The organism is Arthrobacter sp. ZGTC412 (genome assembly GCF_002929215.1).
In the GTDB taxonomy this organism is placed as follows: Bacteria; Actinomycetota; Actinomycetes; order Actinomycetales; family Micrococcaceae; genus Arthrobacter.
Window position 1 is genome coordinate 298,021 of the sequence record NZ_PJII01000004.1, and the last position, 24,982, is coordinate 323,002.

At 65.1% G+C, this 24,982-nt stretch carries 16 protein-coding genes and 3 pseudogenes; 14 read left to right on the forward strand and 5 right to left on the reverse strand.

The annotated features are described in order from the left end of the window. Positions 1-90: 90 nt before the first annotated feature. The 3 genes and pseudogenes from CXQ88_RS08145 to CXQ88_RS08150 all read left to right on the forward strand — a co-directional run bounded on the left by CXQ88_RS08145 (position 91) and on the right by CXQ88_RS08150 (position 1,634). Positions 91-945: a LysR substrate-binding domain-containing protein gene (locus CXQ88_RS08145; protein ID WP_104043649.1), complete on the forward strand. Its 855-nt coding sequence runs from the start codon at positions 91-93 to the stop codon at positions 943-945. A gap of 60 nt (positions 946-1,005) precedes the next feature. After that, positions 1,006-1,206: pseudogene (locus CXQ88_RS22665) on the forward strand (hypothetical protein); the annotation flags it as partial. 110 nt (positions 1,207-1,316) lie between these two features. Then, positions 1,317-1,634 (forward strand): hypothetical protein, encoded by a 318-nt coding sequence (locus tag CXQ88_RS08150; RefSeq protein WP_104043650.1) that lies wholly within the window; start codon positions 1,317-1,319, stop codon positions 1,632-1,634. A 91-nt stretch (positions 1,635-1,725) separates the two neighbouring features. Here the strand turns inward: CXQ88_RS08150 and CXQ88_RS08155 are convergent, their stop codons facing one another. Then, a complete protein-coding gene (locus tag CXQ88_RS08155) occupies positions 1,726-5,229 on the reverse strand; it encodes a bifunctional proline dehydrogenase/L-glutamate gamma-semialdehyde dehydrogenase (protein WP_181037446.1) in 3,504 nt (1,167 codons plus the stop codon). A gap of 287 nt (positions 5,230-5,516) precedes the next feature. Further along, positions 5,517-6,980, reverse strand: coding sequence for an amino acid permease (locus CXQ88_RS08160; protein ID WP_104043651.1), 1,464 nt, complete (start codon positions 6,978-6,980; stop codon positions 5,517-5,519). A gap of 152 nt (positions 6,981-7,132) precedes the next feature. Here CXQ88_RS08160 and CXQ88_RS08165 point away from each other — a divergent pair, with 152 nt between their 5' ends. The 4 genes from CXQ88_RS08165 (at position 7,133) to CXQ88_RS08180 (ending at position 10,763) form a co-directional block, all read left to right on the forward strand. Further along, the gene (locus CXQ88_RS08165; RefSeq protein WP_104043652.1) at positions 7,133-8,047 is read left to right on the forward strand and encodes a LysR family transcriptional regulator; all 915 of its coding nucleotides are present in this window, start codon (positions 7,133-7,135) and stop codon (positions 8,045-8,047) included. Positions 8,048-8,199: 152 nt separating this feature from the next. Beyond that, positions 8,200-8,625 (forward strand): aspartate 1-decarboxylase, encoded by a 426-nt coding sequence (gene panD / locus CXQ88_RS08170; protein WP_181037447.1) that lies wholly within the window; start codon positions 8,200-8,202, stop codon positions 8,623-8,625. A 67-nt stretch (positions 8,626-8,692) separates the two neighbouring features. After that, positions 8,693-9,619 (forward strand): AEC family transporter, encoded by a 927-nt coding sequence (locus tag CXQ88_RS08175; RefSeq protein WP_104043654.1) that lies wholly within the window; start codon positions 8,693-8,695, stop codon positions 9,617-9,619. 10 nt (positions 9,620-9,629) lie between these two features. Next, positions 9,630-10,763 (forward strand): FAD-dependent oxidoreductase, encoded by a 1,134-nt coding sequence (locus CXQ88_RS08180; RefSeq protein ID WP_104043655.1) that lies wholly within the window; start codon positions 9,630-9,632, stop codon positions 10,761-10,763. 14 nt (positions 10,764-10,777) lie between these two features. On the opposite strand, the gene CXQ88_RS08185 is transcribed toward CXQ88_RS08180, so the two are convergent. After that, positions 10,778-12,241, reverse strand: a complete 1,464-nt coding sequence (locus tag CXQ88_RS08185) for an MFS transporter (RefSeq protein WP_104043656.1) — start codon at positions 12,239-12,241, stop codon at positions 10,778-10,780. Next, on the reverse strand, positions 12,241-13,230 hold the full coding sequence (locus CXQ88_RS08190; protein ID WP_104043657.1) for an LLM class flavin-dependent oxidoreductase: 990 nt from the start codon (positions 13,228-13,230) through the stop codon (positions 12,241-12,243). The genes CXQ88_RS08185 and CXQ88_RS08190 overlap by 1 nt, the downstream gene beginning before the upstream one ends. A gap of 274 nt (positions 13,231-13,504) precedes the next feature. On the opposite strand from CXQ88_RS08190, the gene CXQ88_RS08195 reads away from it, so the two are divergent. The 6 genes and pseudogenes from CXQ88_RS08195 to CXQ88_RS08220 all read left to right on the forward strand — a co-directional run bounded on the left by CXQ88_RS08195 (position 13,505) and on the right by CXQ88_RS08220 (position 21,363). Next, a complete protein-coding gene (locus CXQ88_RS08195; RefSeq protein ID WP_104043658.1) occupies positions 13,505-14,488 on the forward strand; it encodes an ABC transporter substrate-binding protein in 984 nt (327 codons plus the stop codon). A 130-nt stretch (positions 14,489-14,618) separates the two neighbouring features. Continuing rightward, a pseudogene (locus tag CXQ88_RS08200) lies at positions 14,619-15,668 on the forward strand (LLM class flavin-dependent oxidoreductase). A 69-nt stretch (positions 15,669-15,737) separates the two neighbouring features. After that, positions 15,738-16,364 carry a TetR/AcrR family transcriptional regulator gene (locus CXQ88_RS08205; protein ID WP_104043659.1) on the forward strand — a complete coding sequence of 209 codons (627 nt, stop codon included), beginning with the start codon at positions 15,738-15,740 and terminating at the stop codon, positions 16,362-16,364. 97 nt (positions 16,365-16,461) lie between these two features. Beyond that, on the forward strand, positions 16,462-17,979 hold the full coding sequence (locus CXQ88_RS08210) for an aldehyde dehydrogenase family protein (RefSeq protein WP_104043660.1): 1,518 nt from the start codon (positions 16,462-16,464) through the stop codon (positions 17,977-17,979). Continuing rightward, on the forward strand, positions 17,980-19,635 hold the full coding sequence (locus CXQ88_RS08215; RefSeq protein WP_104043661.1) for a GMC family oxidoreductase: 1,656 nt from the start codon (positions 17,980-17,982) through the stop codon (positions 19,633-19,635). A gap of 126 nt (positions 19,636-19,761) precedes the next feature. After that, positions 19,762-21,363, forward strand: a complete 1,602-nt coding sequence (locus tag CXQ88_RS08220) for an APC family permease (RefSeq protein WP_104043662.1) — start codon at positions 19,762-19,764, stop codon at positions 21,361-21,363. Positions 21,364-21,742: 379 nt separating this feature from the next. On the opposite strand, the pseudogene CXQ88_RS08225 reads toward CXQ88_RS08220, so the two are convergent. Further along, positions 21,743-21,955 (reverse strand): annotated as a pseudogene (locus tag CXQ88_RS08225) (DUF4193 family protein); the annotation flags it as partial. A gap of 146 nt (positions 21,956-22,101) precedes the next feature. Between CXQ88_RS08225 and CXQ88_RS08230 the strand changes: the two are divergent. Next, on the forward strand, positions 22,102-24,723 hold the full coding sequence (locus CXQ88_RS08230) for an AMP-binding protein (protein ID WP_104043692.1): 2,622 nt from the start codon (positions 22,102-22,104) through the stop codon (positions 24,721-24,723). Positions 24,724-24,982 lie beyond the last annotated feature (259 nt).

The following is a 24,982-nucleotide window of genomic DNA, read 5'->3' on the forward strand; positions in this document are numbered from 1 at the left end:
AGCACGTGATTATGGAGGCTTATCGTCTCTATAAATCGTATTGCGAACTGCAATGTCACCTAAGTCCGCCCCTTGCCACCGGAGTCAAAAGTGTTTGAACCAGCCCAGTTGCGCTCCTTCCTGGCGGTCGCGGAAACCCTCAGTTTCACCAAGGCGGCTGAGCGGCTGGGTCTGGCCCAACCCACCATCAGCCAGCACGTCCGCAAGCTGGAGACGGCCGCCAAGCGGGTACTCATCACTAGGGATACCCGCGACGTCAGGCTGACGGACAATGGTGATGCGATGGCGGGGTTTGCGCGGAATATCCTCTCCGCCCACGACGCCGCAGCGCGGTACTTCTCCGGCTCGGCCATGCGCGGAAGGCTCAGGTTCGGCACAGCTGATGACCTCGCTATCACCGGGTTGCCACGCATCCTTCGCGAGTTCCGCCAGATCTATCCGCAGATCAACCTTGAGCTCACGGTCGGGCAGAGTGACCAGCTGTACCGGAAGCTCAACGCAGGCCAGCTGGACCTTGTGTTCGTGAAATGGGTGGCCGGCGCCAAGGACGGCACTGTGGTCCAGCATGACTCCTTCTCCTGGGTAGGCCAGGAACAGACCATGCTGGAACCAGGCGTGCCTGTCCCGCTGATCGCCTACCCTTCACCCAGCCTGAGCAGGAAGCTCGCCATCGATGCGTTGGAGGCCCACGGCAGGACCTGGCGCATCACCTGCACCACGCGCCAGATCAGCGGCGTTTTGGCCGCCGTCCGGGCTGGCATTGGGGTGGCCGTGATGCCGTCCTCCCTGGTGCCCGACGACCTGAAGATCATCACGCGGCGCTTTGACCTGCCGGCAGTAGGCGACGTGGATTTCACGCTGATCCGCAACCCGTTGGCCAACTCCGAGGTGATCGACGCGCTGACGCAGTCCATCGTGGGCAGGACCATCAACCGGCCGGCCTGAGGCCACGGCCGGAGCACCTGGAGGCCCGGCAACCTTTCGCGCGAGGCCTTCGTCGCCGACGTCGTCCAGGTGATCGAATCCGCGGCGGGCGGCCCCATCGCGCTGGTGGGACAGTCCATGGGCGGCCATACCGCGATGCCCGCTGCAGCGAAGCAGCCGGACTTGGCATGGATCTGGTGCTGCTGGAGAGCGGCGCAGCGGCCGCCAGCTCCACCCCGAAACCGGGGCGCTGACGAGGGAAGACAACCCGTTCTCCATTGATGCCCAACATCGCATAACCTATGCTGGTTTTCCCATGGTCAAGCAGCTGGCCAGTTCTTCAATACGAGTGCGCCCCGCCTGCCAAGTCGCGCGCTCGGGACAGGCAGCCAATGACGACAGCCAAGAACACCCATCTCAGCCCTGCACATGCCCGCCCGCACAACACTGCGCGGCCACAAGCCACCCGCCGTTCCAACCTCGGCTCCGGGCTGGCCACCACGGACTCCGGATACGTGGGCAAGCCCACCTGCGACAAGTGCCGCACGGACGAATTCATTTATCTGGAGTCCTTTATTCCGCCGACATACAGGCGCGACGGTTCGGTCGCTACCCTTGGCGAAGCCGCCTACACCTGCACCCGCTGCGAGCAGTTCTCCGCCCACAGCGTGCCGGTGACATGGACACCGCCGGGTTGGTACCTGGGCTGACGGACAGCCCGCCAAGCAGTACAACAGAAGGCCGGGCAGTCACCATGAAGGTGGCCACCCGGCCTTCCGCTTTGTTATGCAGGGAGCGGAGCTAGATCAGGGCGTCCGAGAGGTGGTTCGGCGTGCCGAATCGGTGCGCGGTGATGCTGACGGCCTGTTCATGCAGGAATGGCAGCAGTTCCACACGGCCCGCCTCCGTGACCGGATGGGCATAGACAGCAAGATCAGGACGGCCACCCGTCGCCGTCGCCAGGGCAGCGGCGTCTCCGCCGATCAGGCGGATGCGCGCCCCCGAGAGCTTGCCGGCGGACGCGAGCTGGCCAGCGGCAACTATCCACTCACCGTCGGACTCAACCTTGACGTCGATATCCAGCGCCGTGAGGACCGGACGCAGCTGGGCGGGAAGCTCGACGGCAGTGGACACCGTCAACTCCGAGCCCGCCAGCACGCCGGCTGCTACGGTCCGGACCAGGTGCGCGAGCGGCGCGCCTTCGGACAGCCGCACCGTCACCGGCAGGCTGCGGTAGCGGAAGATGTTGCGCTCCGCGCTGAGGCCGGAGACGTCCTTCGCCTCGCCGAACTCCTCCGACCAGGCCTGCGCATCCGAGGCCAGGGCCCGCTGGACGGATTCAAGTTCCGCAGGTTCCAGGGCGGAACCGGCGGCATTGATGATCCGCCGGACACCGGGGTGGCTGACAGTGGCGTCCGCAGTGCTCGTGGCGGCAGTCCAGTCGCCCAGGCCCGCCAGGTAGTTGGGTCCCCCTGCCTTGGTGCCCGCGCCCACGGCCGACTTCTTCCAGCCGCCGAAGGGCTGGCGCTGCACGATGGCTCCGGTGATACCGCGGTTCACGTACAGGTTTCCGGCTTGGATAGCCTCCAGCCAGATGCCCAGCTCCTCCGTGTTCAGGGCGTGCAGGCCGGCGGTGAGGCCGTACTCGATCTGGTTCTGAATGGCGATGGCCTCTTCCAGTGTCTCAGCAGTCATCACGCCCAGTACCGGTCCGAAGAATTCGGTCAAGTGGAAGTAGGAACCGCGCTTGACGCCGTAGCGCACGCCCGGGCTCCAGAGCCGGCCGGTGTCATCGAGCTTCTTCGGCTCAACGGCCCAGTTCTCACCTTCACCCAGGGTTGTGAGGGCGTTGAGGAGCTTGCCGTTGGCGGGCTCGATGATCGGGCCCATCTGGCTGGTGGGATCCTCCGGGTAGCCCACCTTCAGCGAAGTGATGGCGTCGATCAGCTGGTTGTGGAACCGCTTGGACTTGGCCACCGAGCCCACCAGGATCACCAGCGATGCGGCGGAGCACTTCTGGCCGGCGTGGCCGAACGCAGAGTACGCAACGTCCTTGGCGGCGAGATCCAGGTCTGCGCTGGGGGTGACGATGATGGCGTTCTTGCCGCTGGTCTCGGCCAGCAGCGGCAGGTCCTGGCGGAAGGACCGGAACAGCTCGGCGGTCTCGTAGCCGCCGGTGAGGATCACGCGGTCAACGGCCGGGTGCGAGATCAGTTGCTTACCGAGTTCCCGCTCACCTAGCTGGACCATGGTCAGCACGTCGCGGGGCACACCGGCTTCCCACAGCGCTTCCACCATCACGGCGCCGCTGCGGGCGGCCTGCTTGGCGGGCTTGATAACGACGGCGGAGCCGGCAGCGAGTGCCGCGAGGGTGGATCCTGCGGGGATGGCGACCGGGAAGTTCCACGGCGGCGTGACCACGGTGAGCTTCGCCGGGACGAACGTGGCGCCGTCGACCTCGTCCAGCTTCCGCGCGGACTCGGCGTAGTAGTGGGCAAAATCCACGGCTTCGCTGACCTCGGGGTCACCCTGGTCGATGGTCTTGCCGGTCTCGCTGGCCATGACCTCGAGCAGGTCGGCGCGGCGGGCCTCCAGGACGTCGCCGGCGCGGTGCAGGATCTCGGCACGCTCGGCGCCGGACAGCTGTCCCCAGGCCTTGCCCTTGTCCAGCGCGGTCTGGATAACGCGGTTCAGTTCGGCCTCGTCACTGATGCCGGCTGCGGCAACGGAGGCGTTGCCGAGCGTTGAGGACGGGACGCGTCCCAGGATGGCACGGCCCCAGTCGCGGTTGGCGGGGAGGGACGGGTCCGTGTCCGGAGTGTTCTCAAAACCGCTGTGGGGCATCGGAACCGGCGGCAGGTTGCGGTTATGCTGCCGGTTGGCTGCCGGAACCGTGTCGTCCAGTACTGCCAGCGACGCGAGGAAGCGCTGCTTCTCCCGCTCGAAGAGGACCTCGTTTTCGCTGAGCTCAAACACAGCGGACATGAAGTTGTCCTGGCTTGCGCCCTCTTCGAGGCGGCGGATGAGGTAGGCGATGGCGACGTCGAACTCAGCCGGGTGCACCACCGGGGTGTAGAGCAGGAGGGAGCCGACGTCCTTCTTGACGGCTTCGGCCTGGCCTTGGGCCATGCCCAGCAGCATTTCAAACTCGATGCCGGATTCCACGCCGCGCTGCTTGGCCAGGAGCCAGGCGAAGGCGATGTCGAAGAGGTTGTGGCCTGCCACACCGATCCGGATGTTTTGAATCCGGTCCGGGTGGAGGGAGTAGTTGATGACGCTCTTGTAGCTGGTGTCGGAGTCCTGCTTGCTGCCCCAGGTGGCCAGCGGCCAGTCGTGCAGGGAGGATTCCACCTGCTCCATGGGCAGGTTGGCGCCCTTGACCACGCGGACCTTGATGGCCGCGCCGCCGTTGGACCGGCGTTCGGCGGCCCAGTCCTGCAGGCGGATCATTGCTGAGAGTGCGTCCGGGAGGTAGGCCTGGAGCACGATTCCGGCCTCGAGGTCCTTGAACTCCGGCTTGTCCAAAATCCTGGTGAAGACCGCGATGGTCATGTCCAGGTCCTTGTACTCCTCCATGTCCAGGTTGATGAACTTGGCTTTCTTACCATTGCCGGCGAAGGAGGCGGCGCGCTGGAACAGCGGGGTGAGCTTCTCGACGACGTGCTCCACGGCTTCGTCGAAGGCCCAGGCGGAGTGCGGGGCAACGGTGGAGGACACCTTGATGGAGACGTAGTCGACGTCGGGACGGGCCAGCAGAGTGTGCGTGCCTTCGAGCCGGCGGGACGCTTCGTGCTCACCCAGGACAGCCTCGCCAAGGAGGTTGACGTTGAGCTTAATGCCGTCCTTGCGGATCTTGGCTATCGCCGGGCCCAGCTTGGCCTCGGTGGCGTCCACGATCAGGTGGCCCACCATTTCGCGCAGGACCTTGCGGGCAATGGGGATAACCACCTGCGGCATGACCGGAGCCATGGTGCCGCCCAGCTGGACCGCACGGCGCATGTACCAGGGCAGGAACGCCGGGACCTTGGGGGCCAGGGCGGCGAGGTTGCGTGCGGCGACATGCAGGTCTTCAGGACGGACCACGCCGTCCACAAATCCAACGGTGAAGTCGAGGCCGTTGGGGTCCTTCAGCACACCCGCGAGCTGCTGGGCGGAAGCATCCACGGGAACCTTGGACGCCTCCGTCAGCCAGTGGCGGACCAGGGCTACGGTCTCGTTCGCCAGCGCCTTCGCCTGCGGCACATCGACGTTGACGGTCCGCGCTGTTCCGGACGCAACTCCGGGCTCCATTGCAATGTGGGTCATGGCTTTCTCTCGTTCTTTCCTGTGGTTCAAGGGGGTCTTACCAACCAGTATGAGCTTCCGTTCACGTAAGATAAAGCGATCTTTCCTAAGCAATACAGGTTAGAAACACCAACTGTTTCTTGGGTGCGTGAAGGGCCCGTTAAACAGGAAACGGCAGGCCCGCCTCCTCCCCCGTTGCCCTATCACTTACAGTCCCCAAACCACTAAATGGGAGCTGTAACTGATAGGGCATCGCGCGGGTGGAAGGCGGGCCTGCCGGGGTTAGAACAACCGAAACGTGGGGAGGGTCAGCCGATGGGCCGGTGCATCTCCACAATCTCCTCGTGCCGCGGACTGTTGGGGTTCATCAGCGAGTTCTTCTTGCCGTAGAAGAAGTAGATGGCCAGGCCGATGATGAGCCAGACTCCGAAGCGCGCCCAGGTTTCCCAGTGCAGCTGGAACATCAGGAATGCCGAAGCCAGCACACCGAAGGCCGGGATCACCGGCATCAGCGGCAGGCGGAAGGTGCGCGGAGCATCCGGGCGTTTGTACCGGAAGATAATCACCGACAGGCAGACGACGACGAAAGCAGCCAGGATGCCGATGTTGGTCAGGTCCGCCACTTCCTTAATAGGGAACACACCGGCCAGGAAGGCGGAGGCGATGCCGGCAATCCAAGTGACGCGTTGCGGCGTGCCGTGGTGATCCGTCTTGGCGAACCAGCCCGGCAGCAGGCCGTCGCGGCTCATGGCGAACCACACGCGGGTGACGCCGAGAAGGAAGGTCAGCATCACGGTGAGGATGGACAGCACCGCAAAGACCGAGATGATCGTGGCGATAACGGGCAGGCCCACCCCGGTGAAAGCTGACGCGAAGCCCGCAGTCGGGTCGATGTCCCTGTAGTTCTGCATGCCGGTCAGCACCAGGGTTGCAGCCACGTACAGCAGCATCGCGATGATCAGCGAAAGGATGATGGCCTTGGGCATGTGCTTCTTGCCGTCCGTGGCTTCCTCGGCCGCGGTGCTCATGGCGTCGTAACCAAAGACCGCAAAAAAGACGGTGGCGGCACCGGCCAGGACGGGGCCGAAGCCGCTGGGCATAAACGGGTTGTAGTTGTTGGTGTCGATATAGAAGACGCCGAGCCCGATGATGAAGAGGATCAGGATGACCTTGATAGCCACGGCCACCAGCTCGAACCGGCCGAACGCCTTGGTGCCGCGGGAAAGGATCCACGTCACCAGGAGGCAGACCAGGATGGCGGGGATGTTGACGATGCCGCCCTTGCCCTCGTCCGCAGTGGATGTCATCCAGACCGGCAAGTGGACGCCAATGCCGGAGAGGAACGCTTCAAGGTAGCCGGAAATGCCGATGGCTACTACCGCCACGATGGCGATGTATTCCAGCAGGAGGTCCCAGCCGATGAACCAGCCGACGATTTCTCCCAGCGCCACATATCCGTAGGTGTAGGCAGAACCCGCACGGGGAATCATGCCTGCGAACTCCGCGTAGGACAGCGCCGCGGCCGCCGAAGCAAGGCCGGCCACCAGGAAGGAAATCAGCACCGCGGGCCCAACCCCGGGCGTGCCTTCACTGCCTGCTGCCACCAGTCCCGCCAGGGAGAAGATGCCTACGCCGATAATGCCGCCTACGCCGATTGCCGTAAGCTGCCACAGCCCGAGCGACTTAAAGAGGCCGCTGTGTTTGTTCTCTTCCTCAATGTCGTCGATGGGCTTGCGCCTCATGATCGACTGGCTCATATCTCTAGTGCTCATCAGGAACTCCTGCTTGGGGTGCGACCCCGCCGCGGCACGCCTAGAGGCGCTGTGACGGGGGTAACTCGATCCCAACAGTATGCAAGCATGCTTGCATTAGATAAAGTGACTACTTCTAACCTATATTCGTTAGTTTCAGTTAGGAATTCTCCATGCTTGACGTGCGCCGGCTCCGGCTGCTCCGGGAGCTGAGCATCCGGGGGACACTCGCCGAGGTTGCTGAGGCACTGCAGTACAGCCCGTCGTCTGTATCGCAGCAGCTTGCCCTGCTCGAGAAGGAAGTCGGCGTGGAACTGCTCCGCAAGACCGGCCGGCGGGTGCAGCTCACGCCGCAGGCCGAAGTGCTGGTGGCGCACACGGCGAGTCTGCTGGAAACCATGGAACAGGCCGAAGCCGACCTCGCGGCTTCCCTGACCACCGTCACCGGGACGGTCCGGATCGCGGTTTTCCAGTCGGCGGCACTTGCATTGATGCCGGACGCGCTGACGAGGATGGCCAAAACCTACCCGGAGGTCCGCATCGAAATGATCCAGCGCGAGCCCGAAACCGCGCTGCACGAAACCTGGGCCCGGGACTTCGACCTTGTCATCGCCGAACAGTACCCGGGGCATGCGGCTCCCCGTTATCCCGAGCTGGACCGCGTCCGGCTGACCACCGATGCCATCAGGCTGGCAGTTCCGCCGCCGTCCGACGGCGGGCCCGCCATCAGTTCGCTGGCAGATACCGCGGACCTCGCCTGGGTCATGGAGCCGCGGGGCGCGGCGTCGCGGCACTGGGCGGAGCAGGCCTGCCGGAGCGAGGGGTTCGAACCGGACGTTCGCTTTGAAACCGCCGACCTGCAGGCCCAGATCCGGTTGATCGAATCCGGCAACGCCGTGGCCCTGATGCCGGATCTGGTGTGGACCGGCCGCGGCACCACGGCCCAGCTGCTGGAACTGCCGGGCAAGCCGTACCGCACAGTCTTCACCTCGGTGCGCCGCTCCAGCGCCCAGCGCCCGGCGATCCTGGCCGCGAGGGAGACGCTCGCTGCTGCTGCAGCTGCAGTGGCGAGGCACGACGGCGGGTGACCAGCCGCCGTCGTACGTGTCATTCCAAACGTGGGGACTGCGCGGCCCTCCTTGCGTCACCGCCCGCGCCTTCACCGCGCAGGGGACGTCACTGCGTCACTGTTCCCTGCGTCACTGCGCGCCCGGGCACCCGGCGCTAGACTGATGCCGTTATGAATCGAACAATGTTCAAGTCCAAAATCCACCGGGCCACCGTCACGCACGCCGACCTGCACTACGTAGGTTCCGTCACCGTTGACCTGGACCTGCTCGAGGCCGCCGACATCCTTCCCGGCGAACTCGTGTCCATTGTGGACGTCACTAACGGCTCACGGCTTGAGACCTACACCATCGCCGGCGAACGTGGTTCCGGCGTTATCGGCATCAACGGTGCAGCGGCGCACCTCATGCACGAGAACGACATTGTCATCCTGATTACTTACGCGCAAATGACCACGGAAGAGGCCAAGGCCTACGAACCGCGGGTAGTCCACGTGGACGAAAACAACCGCGTGATCCAGCTGGGCAACGATCCAGCCGAGGGCCTCACGCCGGGGATGATGCGTCCCCCGTTTGCCCTTAACAACGCTGCGCTCTAACCCGGAGCGTGCGTCCCGGTACCTGCCTCCGCCGCGCCCCGTGGGTTGATCCGCTGCGGGTTATCCCTTGCTAGGTGTCCTGGCCGGCTTCTTTGTGGTCTGGTGCATCATCCTGGTGGGCTGGTTCGTGGGCCGGCAGAAAATCCTGGGTGATAATGCGCGGCAGGTCCTCAGCTCCCTCACCTTCTTTGTGGCCAGCCCGGCGCTCCTCTTCGAAACGCTGAGCAAGGCCCGCCTCGCCGAAGTCTTCGCAGCTCCGCTGCTGGTGGCGGCAGTCTCGGCCATCGCCACCGCCGCAATATTTTTCGTGATCGCCAAGTTCTGGCTGAAACGCTCGCTTTCCGAGTCCCTGATGTCCTCCATGGCTGCCTCACTGGTCAACTCCGCCAACCTTGGCATCCCCATTGCGGTTTACGTCCTGGGCGATGCGAGCTACGTTGCGCCGCTGCTGATTTTCCAGCTCGCCTTCTTCACGCCGCTGTTCCTGATGATCCTGGATTCGAGCACCAGTTCCCACCGCACCACGCCCCTGAACTTTGTGGTGATGATCCTGAAAAACCCCATGATCGTCGGTTCCGCGCTTGGCCTGCTCGTGGCCGGCACCGGCTGGCAGGTTCCGCCGCTGGTCATGGAGCCCATCCACCTGATCGGCGGTGCTGCGATTCCGGCCATGCTGATCGCTTTTGGCATGAGCCTTAACGGCAGCAGACCGCTGCAGGCCTCCGCTGCCCGCCGGGTGGACACCCTGCTCGCCAGCGCCTTCAAGCTGGCGGTCCAGCCGGCGCTAGCGTATCTCTTCGCCCGGTTCGCGCTGGGCATGGAAGGGCATCTGCTGTTCGCCGTGGTGGTCACCTCAGCGCTGCCCACCGCGCAGAATGTTTTTGTGGCCGCCAGCCGTTACAAAACGGGCCTCACCGTCGCCAAGGACACCGTGCTGATTACTACCGTGGTGGCGGTTCCGGCGATGATTGGCGTGGCGCTGCTGTTAACGTGATTGGAGACTAATGGGAACGATGCTGGACACCGTGGTGATCGGCGGCGGCGCCATGGGCTCGGCTGCAGCCTGGGCGCTGTCCCGCCGCGGCCGCCAGGTGACGCTGGTGGAGCAGTTCGGGCCGGGACACAAGATCGGGGCCTCGCACGGCAGCACCCGCAACCTCAATCCCGGCTACTTCCGGCCGGAATACGTTGCCATGCTGGCCGAAGGCCTGAGCCTGTGGGAGGACCTGGAGCAGGAGAGCGGCGAACAGGTGCTGGCCCGGACGGGAATCGTCAATCACGGCCCGGACCCCCGGCTCCCGGAAGTTGCCGCAGCATTGAACCAGGCGGGCATACGCGCTGAGTTCCTGTCCCCGGCGGAGGCAGGCGAGCGCTGGCGCGGCATCCGCTTCGACCAGCAGGCACTCCACATGCCCGACGGCGGCCAGCTCAACCCGGAAGCTGCCTTGCCGGCCTTCCAGCGGCTCGCGAGAGCCCGGGGCGCCGAGATCCGCCACCACACCAAAGTGGTTGAACTCCAGGTGATGGCCAACGACGTCCGGCTCACTTTGGAGTCGGCCGCGGGCACCGAGGTGGTCACCGCTGCCCAGGTGATTGTTACCGCCGGCGGCTGGACTGAAAAACTGCTGGCCGGCGCCGGCGGAAGTACCGGCGTGCGGATTCCGAAGCTGAGGGTCACCCAGGAGCAGCCGGCGCACTTCCGGGTGGCGGATGAGGGCGCCGCATGGCCCGGTTTCAACCACGCGCCGGGCACCGCCGCAGAGTATAAGAACTGGTACTCCCCCGTGTACGGAATGCAGACTCCGGGCGAGGGGATCAAAGCCGGCTGGCACGGCGTGGGACCGGTAGTGGACCCGGACCGGCGCACCTTCCAGCCGGAGCCTGCCCAGCTTGCCGCCCTGCAGGACTATGCGCGGGCGTGGCTGCCCGGCGTCGACGCTGACTCGTTTGAGGCGATCAGCTGCACCTACACCACCACCCCGGATGAGGACTTCATCCTGGACCGGATCGGGCCCGTGGTGATAGGCGCCGGGTTCTCCGGGCACGGGTTCAAGTTCACTCCCGTCGTCGGCCGGATCCTCGCGGACCTTGCCACCGGCACCCGGCCGGCCCCGGAAATTTTCCGCGCCTCCCGCTAGCCCGCGTTAAGCCGTCAGCGCCGGTGGCTGCCTTCCGCATCGCTGGGGACGGGCTCGGCGTCGGCCTGACCTGGCTTCCCCGCCTTCACCGCGGGCATTGCCAGTACTGCGGCCACGGTGAGGATGCCCGCAGCCAGCGCCGCCAGGAAGACGGCACCTGAAGCGGCGACAACGGCGGGCGCGTCACCCTCCCCTGCTGTGTTCGCGTAGATCGCGTTGGCCACGGCACCAAACACGGCCACGCCCAATGCACTGCCGATGGACCGGGCAAACATGTTGGTGCTGGTCACAACGCCGCGCTCATTCCACTCCACGCTGGACTGGGCAGCGATAAGGGTTGGGGTGGCCACCAGACCCAGGCCGAGTCCGACGACGAAGCAGCTGGCAGCGACCAGCACCACATTGGGAGTGGCCGCGGTGAGTGCCAGGGCCAGGAGGCCAACCACGGTGATGGAGATGCCGATCAGGGCTGTGGGTTTGAACCCGATCCGCAGGTAGAGGCGCCCGGCCTGGGAGGCACTGATCGGCCAGCCGAGAGTAAGCGCTGCAAGCGCCAAACCGGCTATCAGGGGCGACGTGGACAGCGCCCCTTCCAGGAACGTGGGCACATACGAGGTCAGCCCGATCATCACCGCCCCCACTCCAAAGGACACCAGCGCAGTGGTGCCAAGAAGCCGTCGCGATACTACCCAGGACGGCAGGACAGGCTCCGCTGCGCGCCGCTCCACCACGAGGAACAGCGCCAGCAACAACCCGCCCACGGCAAAGATGCCAATGCTGACAGGGGAATTCCACTCCCACCCCTGGCCACCCTCGAGGGCGCCAAGGATCAGCAGACCAAGCGAAACCGCCAGCAGCGACGCGCCGGCGTAGTCCACTTTGTGCTTGGCGCGGTCAACGTTTTCGTGCAGGGTCCGGAGCAGCATCCACCCGGCCAGCAGGCAGAGCGGAACGTTGACCAGGAAGATGCCGCGCCAGATCCCCAGCGAGGAGAAGATGCCGCCGAGGCTGGGCCCCACCACGGAGGAGATCGCCCACACACTGGCCAGGTAGCCCTGTACCTTGGCACGCTCCTCAACCGAATAGATGTCCCCCGCGATGGTGATGGACACCGGCAGCACGGCACCCGCGCCGAGTCCCTGGAGCGCGCGGAAAGCGATGAGGGCGGGCATGCTCCAGGCGATGCCGCAGAGGATGGACCCGAGCAGGAACAGCCCGATGCCGGCCAGGATGATCGGCTTGCGGCCAACCATGTCCGAAAGCTTGCCGTAGATGGGCACTGAAACTGCCTGGGCCAGCAGGTAGGCGGAGAAAAGCCAGGGGAAGGATTCGAACCCGCCGACGTCGCGGACGATTGAGGGGACCGCGGTGGCCACGATGGTGGAATCAATGGCCACCAGTCCGGTGGACAGCATCAGTGCAATGAGGATGGGGCCGCGTTCTGAGCGGAACCCCACCCCCTCGCTGGTGGTGGCCATCAGACCCGGGCCAGTCCGGCGGCTTTGGCGAGGAGTTCCACGGAACGCAGCCGCGCCTCGGTGCCGGTGCTTTGATGGGCGACGATGAGTTCGTCGGCATCTGCGTGCGTGCCGAAGCTTTCCAGGTAATCCATAACAACGTCGGGCGTTCCCACCGCTGAGTAGGTCATCATCTGCGAGACGTGCTGGCCCTGCGGGGAATCGAGGATCATGTCTGCTTCGTCGTCGGTGAACTCACGGCCGCCGCCGAAGAACAGGGAAACGCGGGCACGTTTGGTGGCCTGCATCATGGCTTGTGCTTCGGGGGCGGAATCAGCGGCGATGACGTTGACGCCGGCGATGACGTGCGGGGCATCCAGCTGCGCCGAGGGCTTGAATTCACGGCGGTACACTGCCACAGCATCCTGGAGTGCATTCGGAGCGAAGTGCGAGGCGAAGGCGTACGGCAGGCCCAACTGGGCGGCCAGGCGGGCGCCGAACAGGGAGGATCCCAGGATGTACAGCGGGACGTTGGTGCCCTTGCCGGGCGTTGCTTCAACCCCCTGGATACGGGTGGGTCCGGTGAGGTAGCCCTGAAGTTCCAGGACGTCCTGCGGGAAGCTGTCGGCGGACATGGGGTCGCGCCGGAGCGCGCGCATGGTGTTCTGGTCGCTGCCTGGGGCGCGGCCGAGGCCAAGGTCGATCCGGCCCGGGTGCAGGGTCTCCAGGGTGCCGAACTGCTCCGCGATGGTCAGTGGCGAGTGATTGGGCAGCATCACGCCGCCGGCGCCGAGCCGGATGCTCTCCGTATGGGCGGCGACGTGGGCGATCAGGACGCTGGTGGCGGAGGAGGCAATGGAGGACATGTTGTGGTGCTCGGCGTACCAGACCCGCCGGTACCCAAGCTTCTCAGCGCTCTGCGCCATGGCCACGCTGCCCGCGAAACTCTCTGCCGCCGTCTGGCCCTTGCCGATAGTTGCCAGGTCAAGAATGGAGAGGGGAAGAGCCACGGTGGGAGCCGACCTTTCAGAACGTTACGTAGAGTTCGCCGGCCGGGTCGCGGCGGGCACTCAGTGCATAACCACGGCGGTGCCCGTTCTATTTCGGCCTGCACCGGAATACGCAGCATCCTCCCGAATGTGACCGCCGCGGTCGCCGGGTTAACCGCCGTTACCCCCTGTATCTCCGGGTTGCGAAGGCCTTTGATTCCCTTACTCGCGCTGCCGGATAGTTGCTGCAACGAGCACATTCCGTTGCATCCGCTACCGCCTTCAAGGAGGAAAAATGGCCCCCATCAAGGCAAAACCGGCCGCCGTCGCAGCCTTCACCATCACCGCGCTGTTAGGACTCGCTGCCTGCGCAGATCCCGGCGCGACTGCGGCGTCAGCACCGACGTCGGCATCCACCACCACCGCGGCAGGCAAGACCTTCAACCTGTCCCCCGAACAGGACCGCTTCAAGGTTTCCGTGGACTCCGCCGCCGCCGCGCTGGTCCCCGAAGCCATCAAGGCCGATGGAAAGCTGACTGTAGTATCCACCGGCGGCACCGCCCCGCTCAGCCTGTTCGCCACGGACAACAAGACCGTGATCGGCAGCGAAGTGGACATCGCCTACGCCGTGGGCGAGACCCTGGGCCTGGAGGTCGAAGTCCTGCCGGTTGCGTGGGCCGACTGGCCGCTGGGCGTCGAATCGGGCAAGTACGAGGCCGTGCTCTCCAATGTCACGGTCACCGAGGCCCGCAAGGAAAAGTTCGATTTCGCCACCTACCGGAATGACCTGTTGGGCTTCTTCGCGAAGAGCGATTCGGACATCGGCGAAATCAAGGAAGCCAAGGACGTGGCCGGCAAGCGCGTCATCGTCGGCTCCGGCACCAATCAGGAGGCCATCCTGGTGCGCTGGGACGAGGAGAACAAGAAGAACGGCCTGAAGCCGGTTGAGTTCCAGTATTACGACGACGACTCCGCATCCACCCTGGCCCTTCAGTCCAGCCGCGCCGACCTGACGTTCGGGCCCAACGCGGGGGCCGCCTATAAGGCAGCCCAGGACGGCAAGAGCAAGCAGGTGGGCACCCTCAACGGCGGCTGGCCGCTGACTGCTGAAATCGCCTTCACCACCAAGAAGGGAAACGGCCTTGCCGTCGCCGCCCAGGCTGCTCTGAACGAGCTGATCGAAAACGGCACCTACGCCAAGATCCTGGACCGCTGGGGACTGTCTTCCGAGGCTATCCAGAAGTCCGAACTGAACCCGGCGGGCCTGCCCAAGACGTAAAGGACCTGCCGACGAATGAATCCCCGTCTTGCTTCAGCGAGGCGGGGATTCATCGCGTTGTTGCCAGAAGTACCGCAAGTTCCGTGCACATATTCTAAGACGGAGCCGCACCCCGATCTCAAGGAGCCCCATGCCCGACTCCACACGTCCCTTGCGCAAGCTGGGATTCCTCACTATTGGCCTGTTCGATCCGGCGGATCCCGCCTCGGGCCACCAGTCCACTTTGCAGATCATCGAACTTGGCGAACGGCTTGGCTTCGACAGTGCCTGGCTGCGCCACCGCCATCTGCAGTTTGGAATCTCCTCGCCCATTGCGGTGATGGCCGCTGCCAGCCAGCGCACCTCACGGATTGAGCTTGGAACCGCGGTGACCCCGCTGGGCTGGGAAAACCCATTGCGGCTGGCCGAGGACCTGGCCACCGTGGACCTGCTCGCCGGGGGACGCATCAATCCGGGGCTGAGCGTAGGGGAACCGATGCACTACGACACGGTGAAGCATGAGCTGTACCCGGATTCCGCGGAGTTGGAGGACTTCAGCTACGCCCGCGTGGACCGGCTCGCACGTCTGATCGCAGGGGAAACGGTGCGGGACTTTTCCGGCAGGCAAGGCGTGGTGGAAGAATTCTCCACCCGCGTAGAGCCGCATTCTCCCGGGCTGCGGAATCGCCTTTGGTATGGGGCGGGCAGCAGGAAGTCGGCGGCCTGGGCCGGGGCAAACGGGTTCAATCTGCTCTCCAGCAGTGTGGTCTTTCCCGAAACGGATCAGGAACCCGACTTTGCCCACGTCCAGCAATCCCAGATTCGTGCCTTCCGGAAGGCCGCAGCAACGTCAGCAACAGCGCATGGGCCGGCCCGTGTGTCGCAGGGTCTGGTGGTGATCCCGACCGATTCGGCGTCGTAGGGCCAGCGGAAGAAGTACCAGCAGTATGTCGATGAACGCACTCCCCGTACACGGGCGCCGCAGGGGCCAAAGGGCATGCTGTTCGCCCCGGATCTTGTCGGCACCAGCGATGAGATCGCCGAGCAACTGTACGCACACGCAGGTTTCCAGGAGGTCGACGAGGTGGCGTTCGCGCTGCCCTTCAGCTTCGACCACGAGGATTACGTCCAGATCCTGACCGACATCGCCGGCAAGCTGGGGCCCGCCCTGAGCTGGGCCCCGGCTGAGGTCCCACGATAGGCGAAGGCACCGAACGGACCATGCCTGCCCGAAAGTGCGCTGCCCGGGGTTTGGCAATAGTCTGGCCAGATGGGGACAAGTACCGTGAACAATGGCGAACAGGTCGACAGGCAGTCCCGCATCCTCGAAGCGGCGATGGACCTGCTGTCCCGCCACGGTATTGCCGGGGTGAGCATGCGTGCCGTAGCCCGCGAAGCCGGCGTGGCGCTGGGCTTGGTCAACTACTACTACGACGACAAGACGAGCCTGATCCGCGCAGCCCTTCGCCGGGTGGACGAGCACGACCTGTTGCTGGTCGCACCGGATCCGTCGGCGGCCCCGGACGAGCAACTGCGCAAGGCGTTGCGGCGGATTGCCGGCGCTGACCTGTTGACCACACGCTACCTGTCCCTGCGCCTGCACCTTTGGGCCCTCGCCCAGGCCGACGAGGACTATGCGCAGATCAACGCCGCGGCCTTCGACCGCTACATCGACGGCCTCGCATCACTGATCGCCAACGCCCAGCCAGGGCTCTCGTGGGAGGAATGCAGGGCCCGGGCAGCGGACATTGTGGTCATCCAAAACGGCATGTGGCTGACCTCGCTTCTTGGCGTGGACAGGGAGTCCATCAAGCGGAGCATCAGCCGCACGGAAGAAATCGCCTTCGCCCCGCCACGGGACAATGCGAACCAGGACGCCAAGCTTCACGCGTACTAGCCAGCGAACGCTCCTGTCGGAGTAGGGCTTTGTCATCTTGAACGATTGTTCAAGAAAAGTATTGAACAGTCGTTCAACCTGCATTACTGTCCTCGGTATGACTTACGCCACACCGTCGATCGACGGAACAGCAGCCACCCTGTTTATCAACGGCTCATGGGAGTCGGCAGCATCAGGCGCCGTGCGCCACATCTACAACCCGGCCGGCGGCGAGCCGGCTGCCACAGTGTCCGAGGCCGGCCGGGAAGATGCCGAGCGCGCAATCGCCGCCGCCCGCGCTGCCTTCGACTCCGGTGTCTGGTCCGCGGTCCCGGCACCCGAGCGCGGCGCCTTCCTGCTCAAGGTCGCCGCGGAACTGCGCGCACGGCGGGAAAAGTTCGCCCGTGCCGAGTCGCTGGACACCGGGAAACGGATCGTCGAAAGCCGCATCGACATGGACGACATCGCCGACTGCTTCGAATACTTCGGAAGGCTCGCCGGACAGCAGGCGGGCCGCGTAGTCGACGCCGGAGACCCCGCCGTCGTCAGCAGGATCGTCTACGAACCCGTAGGGGTCTGCGGCCTCATCACCCCGTGGAACTACCCCCTGCTCCAGGCGGCGTGGAAAATCGCGCCCGCGCTGGCCGCCGGCTGCACCTTTGTCCTTAAGCCGTCTGAGCTGACCCCCTCCACCGCCATCCTGGCAATGCAGCTCCTAAAGGATCTCGGCCTGCCGGACGGCGTCGCCAACCTCGTGACCGGACCCGGCGCGGAGGCGGGCGCACCGCTCTCGGAACATCCCGCCGTCGATCTCGTCTCCTTCACAGGCGGGCTGGAAACCGGCAAGCGCATCGCCGCGGCGGCAGCCGGCACCGTGAAAAAGGTGGCCCTGGAGCTTGGCGGCAAGAACCCCAACGTGGTGTTCGCAGACGCGGACTTCGACGCCGCCGTCGACAATGCCCTGAACGGGGCCTTCGTCCACTCGGGGCAGGTCTGCTCGGCCGGCGCGCGGCTGGTGGTGGAGGAATCTATCGCCGGGCGCTTCGTGGACGAGCTGGTCCGCCGGGCGCAGGGGATCCGGCTCGGCGGCCCGTTTGACGATGCTGCCGAATCCGGGCCATTGATCTCCGCCGCCCACCGGGAGAAAGTCCACGCCTACGTCCAGCGCGGCATCCAGGAGGGGGCGCGGCTTCGGTGCGGCGGCGCCGTGCCTGAAGGAGAGAAGTACGACGGCGGTTTCTACTACCAGCCCACTGTCCTGGATCAGGTGCACAGGGGCATGTCGGTGGTCGTGGACGAAGCCTTCGGCCCGGTGGTGACGGTCGAGACCTTCCGCACCGAGGACGAGGCCGTGGCCACCGCCAATGACACCATCTACGGGCTGGCCGGCGCGGTCTGGACCCAGGACGCCGGCAAGGCGCAGCGCGTGGCATCCCGGCTGCGGCATGGCACGGTCTGGATCAATGACTACCATCCCTACCTTCCCCAGGCCGAGTGGGGCGGCTTCGGCCAGTCCGGCGTCGGCCGCGAACTTGGCCCCACCGGCCTGGCGGAATACCAGGAAGCCAAGCACATCTACCAGAACACCAGCCCCCAGGTGACCGGCTGGTTCGCTGATCTCAGCAAGGAGAACTAGATGCATACTGACAACATCGGGGAGCTCAGCGCGCGCGAATTCGACTACGTCGTCATCGGCGGCGGATCCGCCGGGGCGGCAGTCGCGGCGCGGCTGAGCGAGGACCCGGACGTGACAGTGGCACTGGTGGAGGCCGGCCCGGACGACCGCGGCCTGCCCGAGATCCTGCAGCTTGACCGCTGGATGGAGCTGCTGGAATCCGGCTACGACTGGGACTACCCGGTGGAACCGCAGGAGAACGGCAACTCCTTTATGCGCCACGCGCGGGCGAAGGTTATGGGTGGCTGCTCCAGCCACAACTCCTGCATCGCCTTCTGGGCCCCGCGCGAGGACCTGGACGAGTGGGAGTCCAAGTACGGCGCCGCCGGCTGGAACGCGGAAGCCGCCTGGCCGCTGTACCGGCGGCTGGAGACCAACGAGGACGCCGGGCCGGACGCGCCGCACCACGGCGACTCAGGCCCCGTACACCTGATGAACGTGCCCCCGGCGGATCCGGCCGGCGTCGCGCTCCTGGAAGCCTGCGAGCAGGCCGGCATTCCCCGCACGAAGTTCAACACCGGCACCACGGTCATCAACGGTGCCAACTTTTTCCAGATCAACCGCCGCGCGGACGGCACCCGTTCCTCCAGCTCGGTCTCCTACATCCACCCCATCATCGATCGCGGGAACTTCACCCTGCTGACCGGCCTCCGCGCCCGCCAGCTGGTGTTCGACGCTGACAAGCGCTGCACCGGCGTGGACGTGGTGGACTCGGCGTTCGGCCGGACCCACCGGCTGTCCGCGCGCCGGGAGGTCATCCTGTCCACCGGTGCCATCGACTCGCCCAAGCTGCTTATGCTCTCCGGGATCGGGCCGGCTGCGCACCTCGCCGGGCACGGCATCGAAGTCCTGGTCGACTCGCCCGGTGTGGGCGAGCACCTGCAGGACCACCCCGAAGGCGTTGTGCAGTTCGAGGCCAGGCAGCCAATGGTCCAAACGTCCACCCAGTGGTGGGAGATCGGCATCTTTACCCCCACCGAGGACGGCCTGGACCGCCCGGACCTGATGATGCACTACGGCTCCGTCCCGTTCGATCTGAACACCCTGCGGCACGGCTACCCCACCACGGAGAACGGCTTCAGCCTGACCCCGAACGTTACGCACGCCCGCTCCCGCGGCACCGTCCGGCTGCGCAGCCGCGATTTCCGCGACAAGCCGATGGTGGACCCGCGCTACTTCACAGACCCGGACGGCCACGACATGCGGGTCATGGTGGCCGGCATCCGCAAGGCCCGCGAAATCGCCGCCCAGCCGGCCATGGCCGCATGGGCCGGGCTTGAGCTGTCGCCCGGCGTCGAGGCGCAGACCGACGAGGAACTGCGCGACTACATCCGCAAGACCCACAACACGGTGTACCACCCGGTGGGCACCGTCAGGATGGGCCCGTACGACGACGACATGTCACCACTGGACCCCGAGTTGCGGGTCAAAGGCGTCACCGGACTCCGGGTCGCCGATGCGTCCGTCATGCCTGAGCATGTCACCGTCAACCCGAACATCACCGTCATGATGATCGGCGAGCGCTGCGCAGATTTGATTCGCGGCAGCCTGGCCCGCGCCGGCCGGGCCAGCGAAATGACGACGGCGGAGCGGGAGCTCAGCGCGTCCCTCACCTGAGTGCGAGGCCGCAGCCAGGGGCGAAACGGCCGGCCAGCCAAAGGGTATCGCAAGGGGCATCGACCTTCCCTGCCCGTCGGGGGCGAACGGTCATCACTATCGTGCTTTTCTGATTGAGGAGTCCAAATGTTGGAACCCAGCAAGAGTATTGATTCAAGCGGCATGGACGAGTTCGGCTACACCCAGACCCTGGACCGGAGCATCGGCAAGTTTGCCAGTTTCGCCGCTGGCGTCAGCTACATCTCCATCCTCACCGGCGTTTTCCAGCTGTTCTACTTTGGTTTTGCGATGGCAGGCCCGGCATACGCGTGGTCTTGGCCTCTCGTCTTCGCCGGCCAGCTGATGGTGGCGCTGTGTTTCGCCGAACTGGCGGGCCGCTACCCCGTTGCGGGATCGGTATACAACTGGGCCAAGCGGCTCGCGTCCGGGACCTCGGCGTGGCTGGCCGGCTGGCTTCTGCTGCTGTCCTCCATCATGGCGCTGGGGTCCGTGGCACTTGCACTGCAGCTCACCCTGCCGCAGCTCTGGTCCGGCTTCCAGCTGGTCGGTGACGGCACCGGGCCCTATGACTTCGCAATGAACGGCGTCATCCTGGCCACCATCATGATCACCATCTCCACCCTCATCAACGCATTCGGTGTGAAGCTCATGACCAGGATCAACAGCGTTGGCGTTTTCGTGGAGCTGATCGCAGCCGTGCTGCTGATCCTCGCACTGGGCTGGCACGTGGTGCGGGGGCCTGAGGTCTTCTTCGACACCGCCGGGTTCGGCGAAGGCCACGACCTGGGCTTCTTTGGTGTGTTCCTCATCGGCGCCATGGCTTCCGGCTATGTCATGTACGGCTTCGACACCGCGAGCTCCCTGGGGGAGGAAACAAAGGACCCCAAACGCACGGCACCCAAGGCTATTCTGCGGGCCATCACGGCCTCCTTCCTGCTGGGTGGCCTGATCCTGCTTTTTGGCATCCTGGCCGCACCGGACCTTGCCGATCCCCAGTTGGGAGCTGCCGACGGCGGCCTGCAGCACATTGTGCTCTCCGTCCTGGGCGGACCCTTCGGCAAGGCCTTCCTCGTCTGCATCGTGGTGGCCGTGGCGGTCTGCACCCTGTCCGTCCACGCTGCCGCCATCCGCATGATGTTCGCCATGGCCCGGGACAACAACCTGCCCTTCAGCCGGCAGCTCAGCAAGGTGGATCCGGACCGCAGGACCCCCACCGTCGCGGCCATCGTGATCGGCATCCTGGCCGTCATCCCGCTGCTCGTCAACGTTATGCAGCCCGCGATTTTCACGATTCTGTCCAGCATCAGCATCGTCCTGATTTACCTGTCCTACCTCCTGGTCACGTTTCCCATGCTTCGTAAGCGGCTCCTGAAGCAGTGGCCTGGAGAGGGGGACCATTCCGACGCCGGATTCAGCATGGGCAAATGGGGGCTGCCCGTGAACATCCTCGCGGTCCTGTGGGGCGGCGCCATGACGCTGAACCTGGTCTGGCCGCGCCAGGAGATTTACAACTCGGTGCCACCCTTCGAGTGGTACCTGCAGTGGGGCGGAGTGATCTTCGTTGCCACCGTCACCGCGGGCGGGGCCCTGCTGTACCGCCTGAAAATCCGCCATCAAACGGGGGTGCTGGCGGAGCACGCCGCGGCCGTGGCAGCACATCCGTCATCGGGCTCCGGTCTGCAGGCAGCACCGGCTGAAACCGAGGTGGAGGACGCCAAGGTGCCTTAGGCACCACTGCAGCCCAGCATGTCAGTTGGAAGGGTCGACGGCGGCACTCACCGTGCCGCCGTCGACCCTTCTGTTTGCACGCCGGGGCACCTCGCGCTGGGGATCCGCTGGAAGCCAATTCACTTGTTTGGATTGAGCCAGGAGCTGTTATGTCAAGCTCGCGCTCAGAAGGGGCTTATGGGGCGGAAAATCAGCGCCTTGTCCACCCTTGTATTGCGGTCCACGGAACCAGTGAGACACCGCTGTAAATAGGCGAAGCTCCGGTCAAATAGCGGTTGACCGAAGCTCCGGTCACATTATGCCCACCCAATGCTTGGGGTTCACTGGGAAATCTGGATGGACGAACTTTTCGAGTGCTTAGCTTGGAGAAAACGTCCGCCTAGCCTTCGCACTCGATGCAGTAGGAATGGCCGTTGCTCTCACGGGCCACTTGGGACCGGTGCCGGACGAGGAAACAGGAATAGCAGGTGAACTCGTCCGCAGCCTGGGGAATGACCTGGACGATGAGCTCCTCGGAGACAATTTCTCCCCCTGGGGTCAGGCCCTCATCGAGTGCATCGGATTCATCCAGTTCGGTGATGACGCTGCGAGACAGCAACGTACAGCACGGCACCATTTGTTCCCACGTAGAGAGCACCCGAGGGTGGTGTTTGGGTTGGCTCTTCGTCTGCGTAACTTTTGTGGCCGGGGACAAAGTCCAATTGAGTTAGGGCAGCTTTGCCTTCTACTGTGCAGGGCGTGACTGTACAGCCAGAACTGGCAGGAGTCTCGTTCGCCGCCCACTTGGCCGGCTTCGGAGACCGCACCGCCATCAGGACCAAAAACCAATCAGTGAGCTACGGCGAACTGGCACGCCGCGTCGAGGACATGGCCCGTAGCTTCGGCCCCGCCCGACGGCTGATCGCCCTCGAGGCCGAGAACTCACTGCCGTCCCTGGTGGTCTACCTCGCCGCCCTGTCCTCCGGCAATCCTTTGTTGATTCTGCCCACAGGCGGCGGGACGGCCGCCGAGACCCTGATTGCCGCGTATGATCCGGACATCGTGGTCCGCGCATCCAACGGCGAGGCGGTCCTGGACATCCGGCGGGAAGAAACCCGGCATGAGCTGCACCCGGAGCTGGCGCTCCTGCTGAGCACCTCCGGATCCACGGGCTCACCGAAGCTCGTACGCCTCTCCGCAGAATCAGTGCAGGCCAACGCCTCAGCCATAGCCCAGTACCTGCACTTGCGCCCCGACGACACTGCAGCCACCACACTCCCCCTCTCCTACTGCTATGGGATGAGCGTGGTAAACAGCCACCTCCTGGTCGGCGCCTCCCTGGCGCTGACCGACCTCTCGGTGGTCGACCCGTGCTTCTGGGAAATGGCCCGCACCGAAAAGGTGACGTCTTTCGCCGCCGTACCCTACACCTTCGATCTCCTCGAACGGGTGGGCTTTGAACACATGGACCTGCCCGGCCTGCGCTACATCACCCAGGCCGGCGGCTGGCTCGATCCAGACCGTGTCCGTTCCTACGCGGAACTCGGCCGGCGGCAGGGCTGGGACCTGTTTGTCATGTACGGCCAGACCGAAGCCACCGCCCGGATGGCCTACCTGCCCCCGGACCTGGCAGCCGAACACCCCCACGCCATCGGCGTGGCCGTGCCCGGCGGATCCTTCCGGCTCGAGCCCGTCCCCGGCCTCGAGGACTACGAGCTCGTCTACACAGGACCCAACGTCATGCTGGGCTACGCCGAACGCCCCGAAGACCTTGCCCTCGGACGGGTCACCACAGAACTTCACACCGGTGACCTCGCCAGATGCGGGCTCAGTGGCCTCTACGAAATCACTGGCCGGCGCAGCCGGTTCGTCAAAATCGTTGGCCTCCGGGTGAACCTGGGCCAGGTGGAACGGCTGCTGGCCGACCTCGGTCTGACCGCCGCGGCTGCAGGCTCTGACGACTTCGTGGTTGCCGCAGTGGAAGGAGGCGGTGACCTTGCCCTGGTGGCCAAGACCCTCGCCCAGGATTTGGGCCTGCCGCGCTCGGCGATTCAGCTTCATCCCGTGAAATCCGTACCCCGCCTCGCCAACGGAAAGCCGGACTACCCCGCCGTCCTGGCCCTGGCATCCCAGAAAGCAGAACGCGCCCGCGGTACTGCGACCGCATCGGAACCGGCAGCACACCCGGCTGACGTGCGGACGATCTTCGCGGAGGTCCTTGAACAGGAGGACGTCGCCGACTCGGACGCCTTCGTTTCCCTGGGCGGTGACTCGCTGTCCTACGTGGCAGCGTCCGTCCGGCTGGAGCGTGCCCTCGGCTACCTCCCGCAGGGCTGGCACCTGATGCCCGTCTGTGAACTTGTCCCTGCCCGACACAATCCGCGGAACAGGCGGGCTACGGCAACGGCTAAGCCTGCAGACCAGCGGACCGGACGAACATCCCGAAGCTGGTACCGGCGGATGCTTGCCCCGATGGAAACCGGGATCGTGCTTCGCGCCATCGCCATCATCTTCATCGTTTCCACGCACATTGGCTTCTTCCACTGGGAAGGGACCGCCCACGTACTGCTCGCCGTCGCAGGCTATAACTTTGCCCGGTTCCAACTCACCGGAACCCGCCGTGCCCGGCTCCGGCGGCAACTGCGCAGCGTTGCCCGGATCGTCGTGCCGAGCGTCGCGGTCATCTGTTTCGCCTTCGCGGTAACCGATACCTATACCTGGGCCAACGTTTTCCTGCTGAACCCCCTGCTGGGTCCGGAAGGATGGACCGATTCTTCCCGGTTCTGGTTTATCGAGATCCTGGTCCACATCCTGCTCGGTCTCGCCGCCCTGCTGGCGATTCCGGCCGCTGACCGCGCCCAGCGCAGATGGCCGTGGGGGTTCGCCCTGGCGTTGATAGCCGTTGACCTGCCGTTACTCTTCGACCTTGTCGACAGCCGCTACCCGGGCCAGGGCCCCGTCCTGTGGCTTTTCGGGCTTGGCTGGGCCGCCGCCGCATCGCGGACCCTGTGGCAGCGGGCCGCCGTGACAGCAATAGCCCTGCTCACCATCCCTGAATCCTTCGACGACCAGTACCGCAGCGCCACCATCCTGGTTGGCTTCCTCATCCTGCTCTGGCTGCCCACCCTGACAGTCCCGCGGGGACTGCACCGGCTCACCGCCCTGCTAGCCAGCGCGTCCCTGTACATTTACGTCACCCACTGGCTCGTATACCCGCTCCTCGATCCGGCGCACAAGGGCCTGTCCGTCATCGCCTCCCTCGCTGCAGGTGTGGTCTATTGGGCGGCAGCAACCCGCGCCATGGCACTGGTGGAAAAGTGGCTCCGAAAACGCCAAACACCAAAGCCGGAAATACACGCGAGAACCGCCGCGCACGTATGAGTACCTGAACTGGGCCATCCCCGCCCCCGCTACACCGCTGGGAACGGAACGCGATCTTCCGCCCACCCTGCCTTTCACCTGCCGCTGCCGAATAGCCGAAATTACGTTACAACCACTCAAGAAGAAGTCGAGCTGCCGCAACCTCGTGTTGCCGTCCTCCGAGCGTCCAGCCTTTGACCACCCTCTTGCCCGCCCCCACTGCTGCCACATAGGCTCATTATGTGAGTGGCGGGGACGGCAATCCGAAAAGCGGATCCGG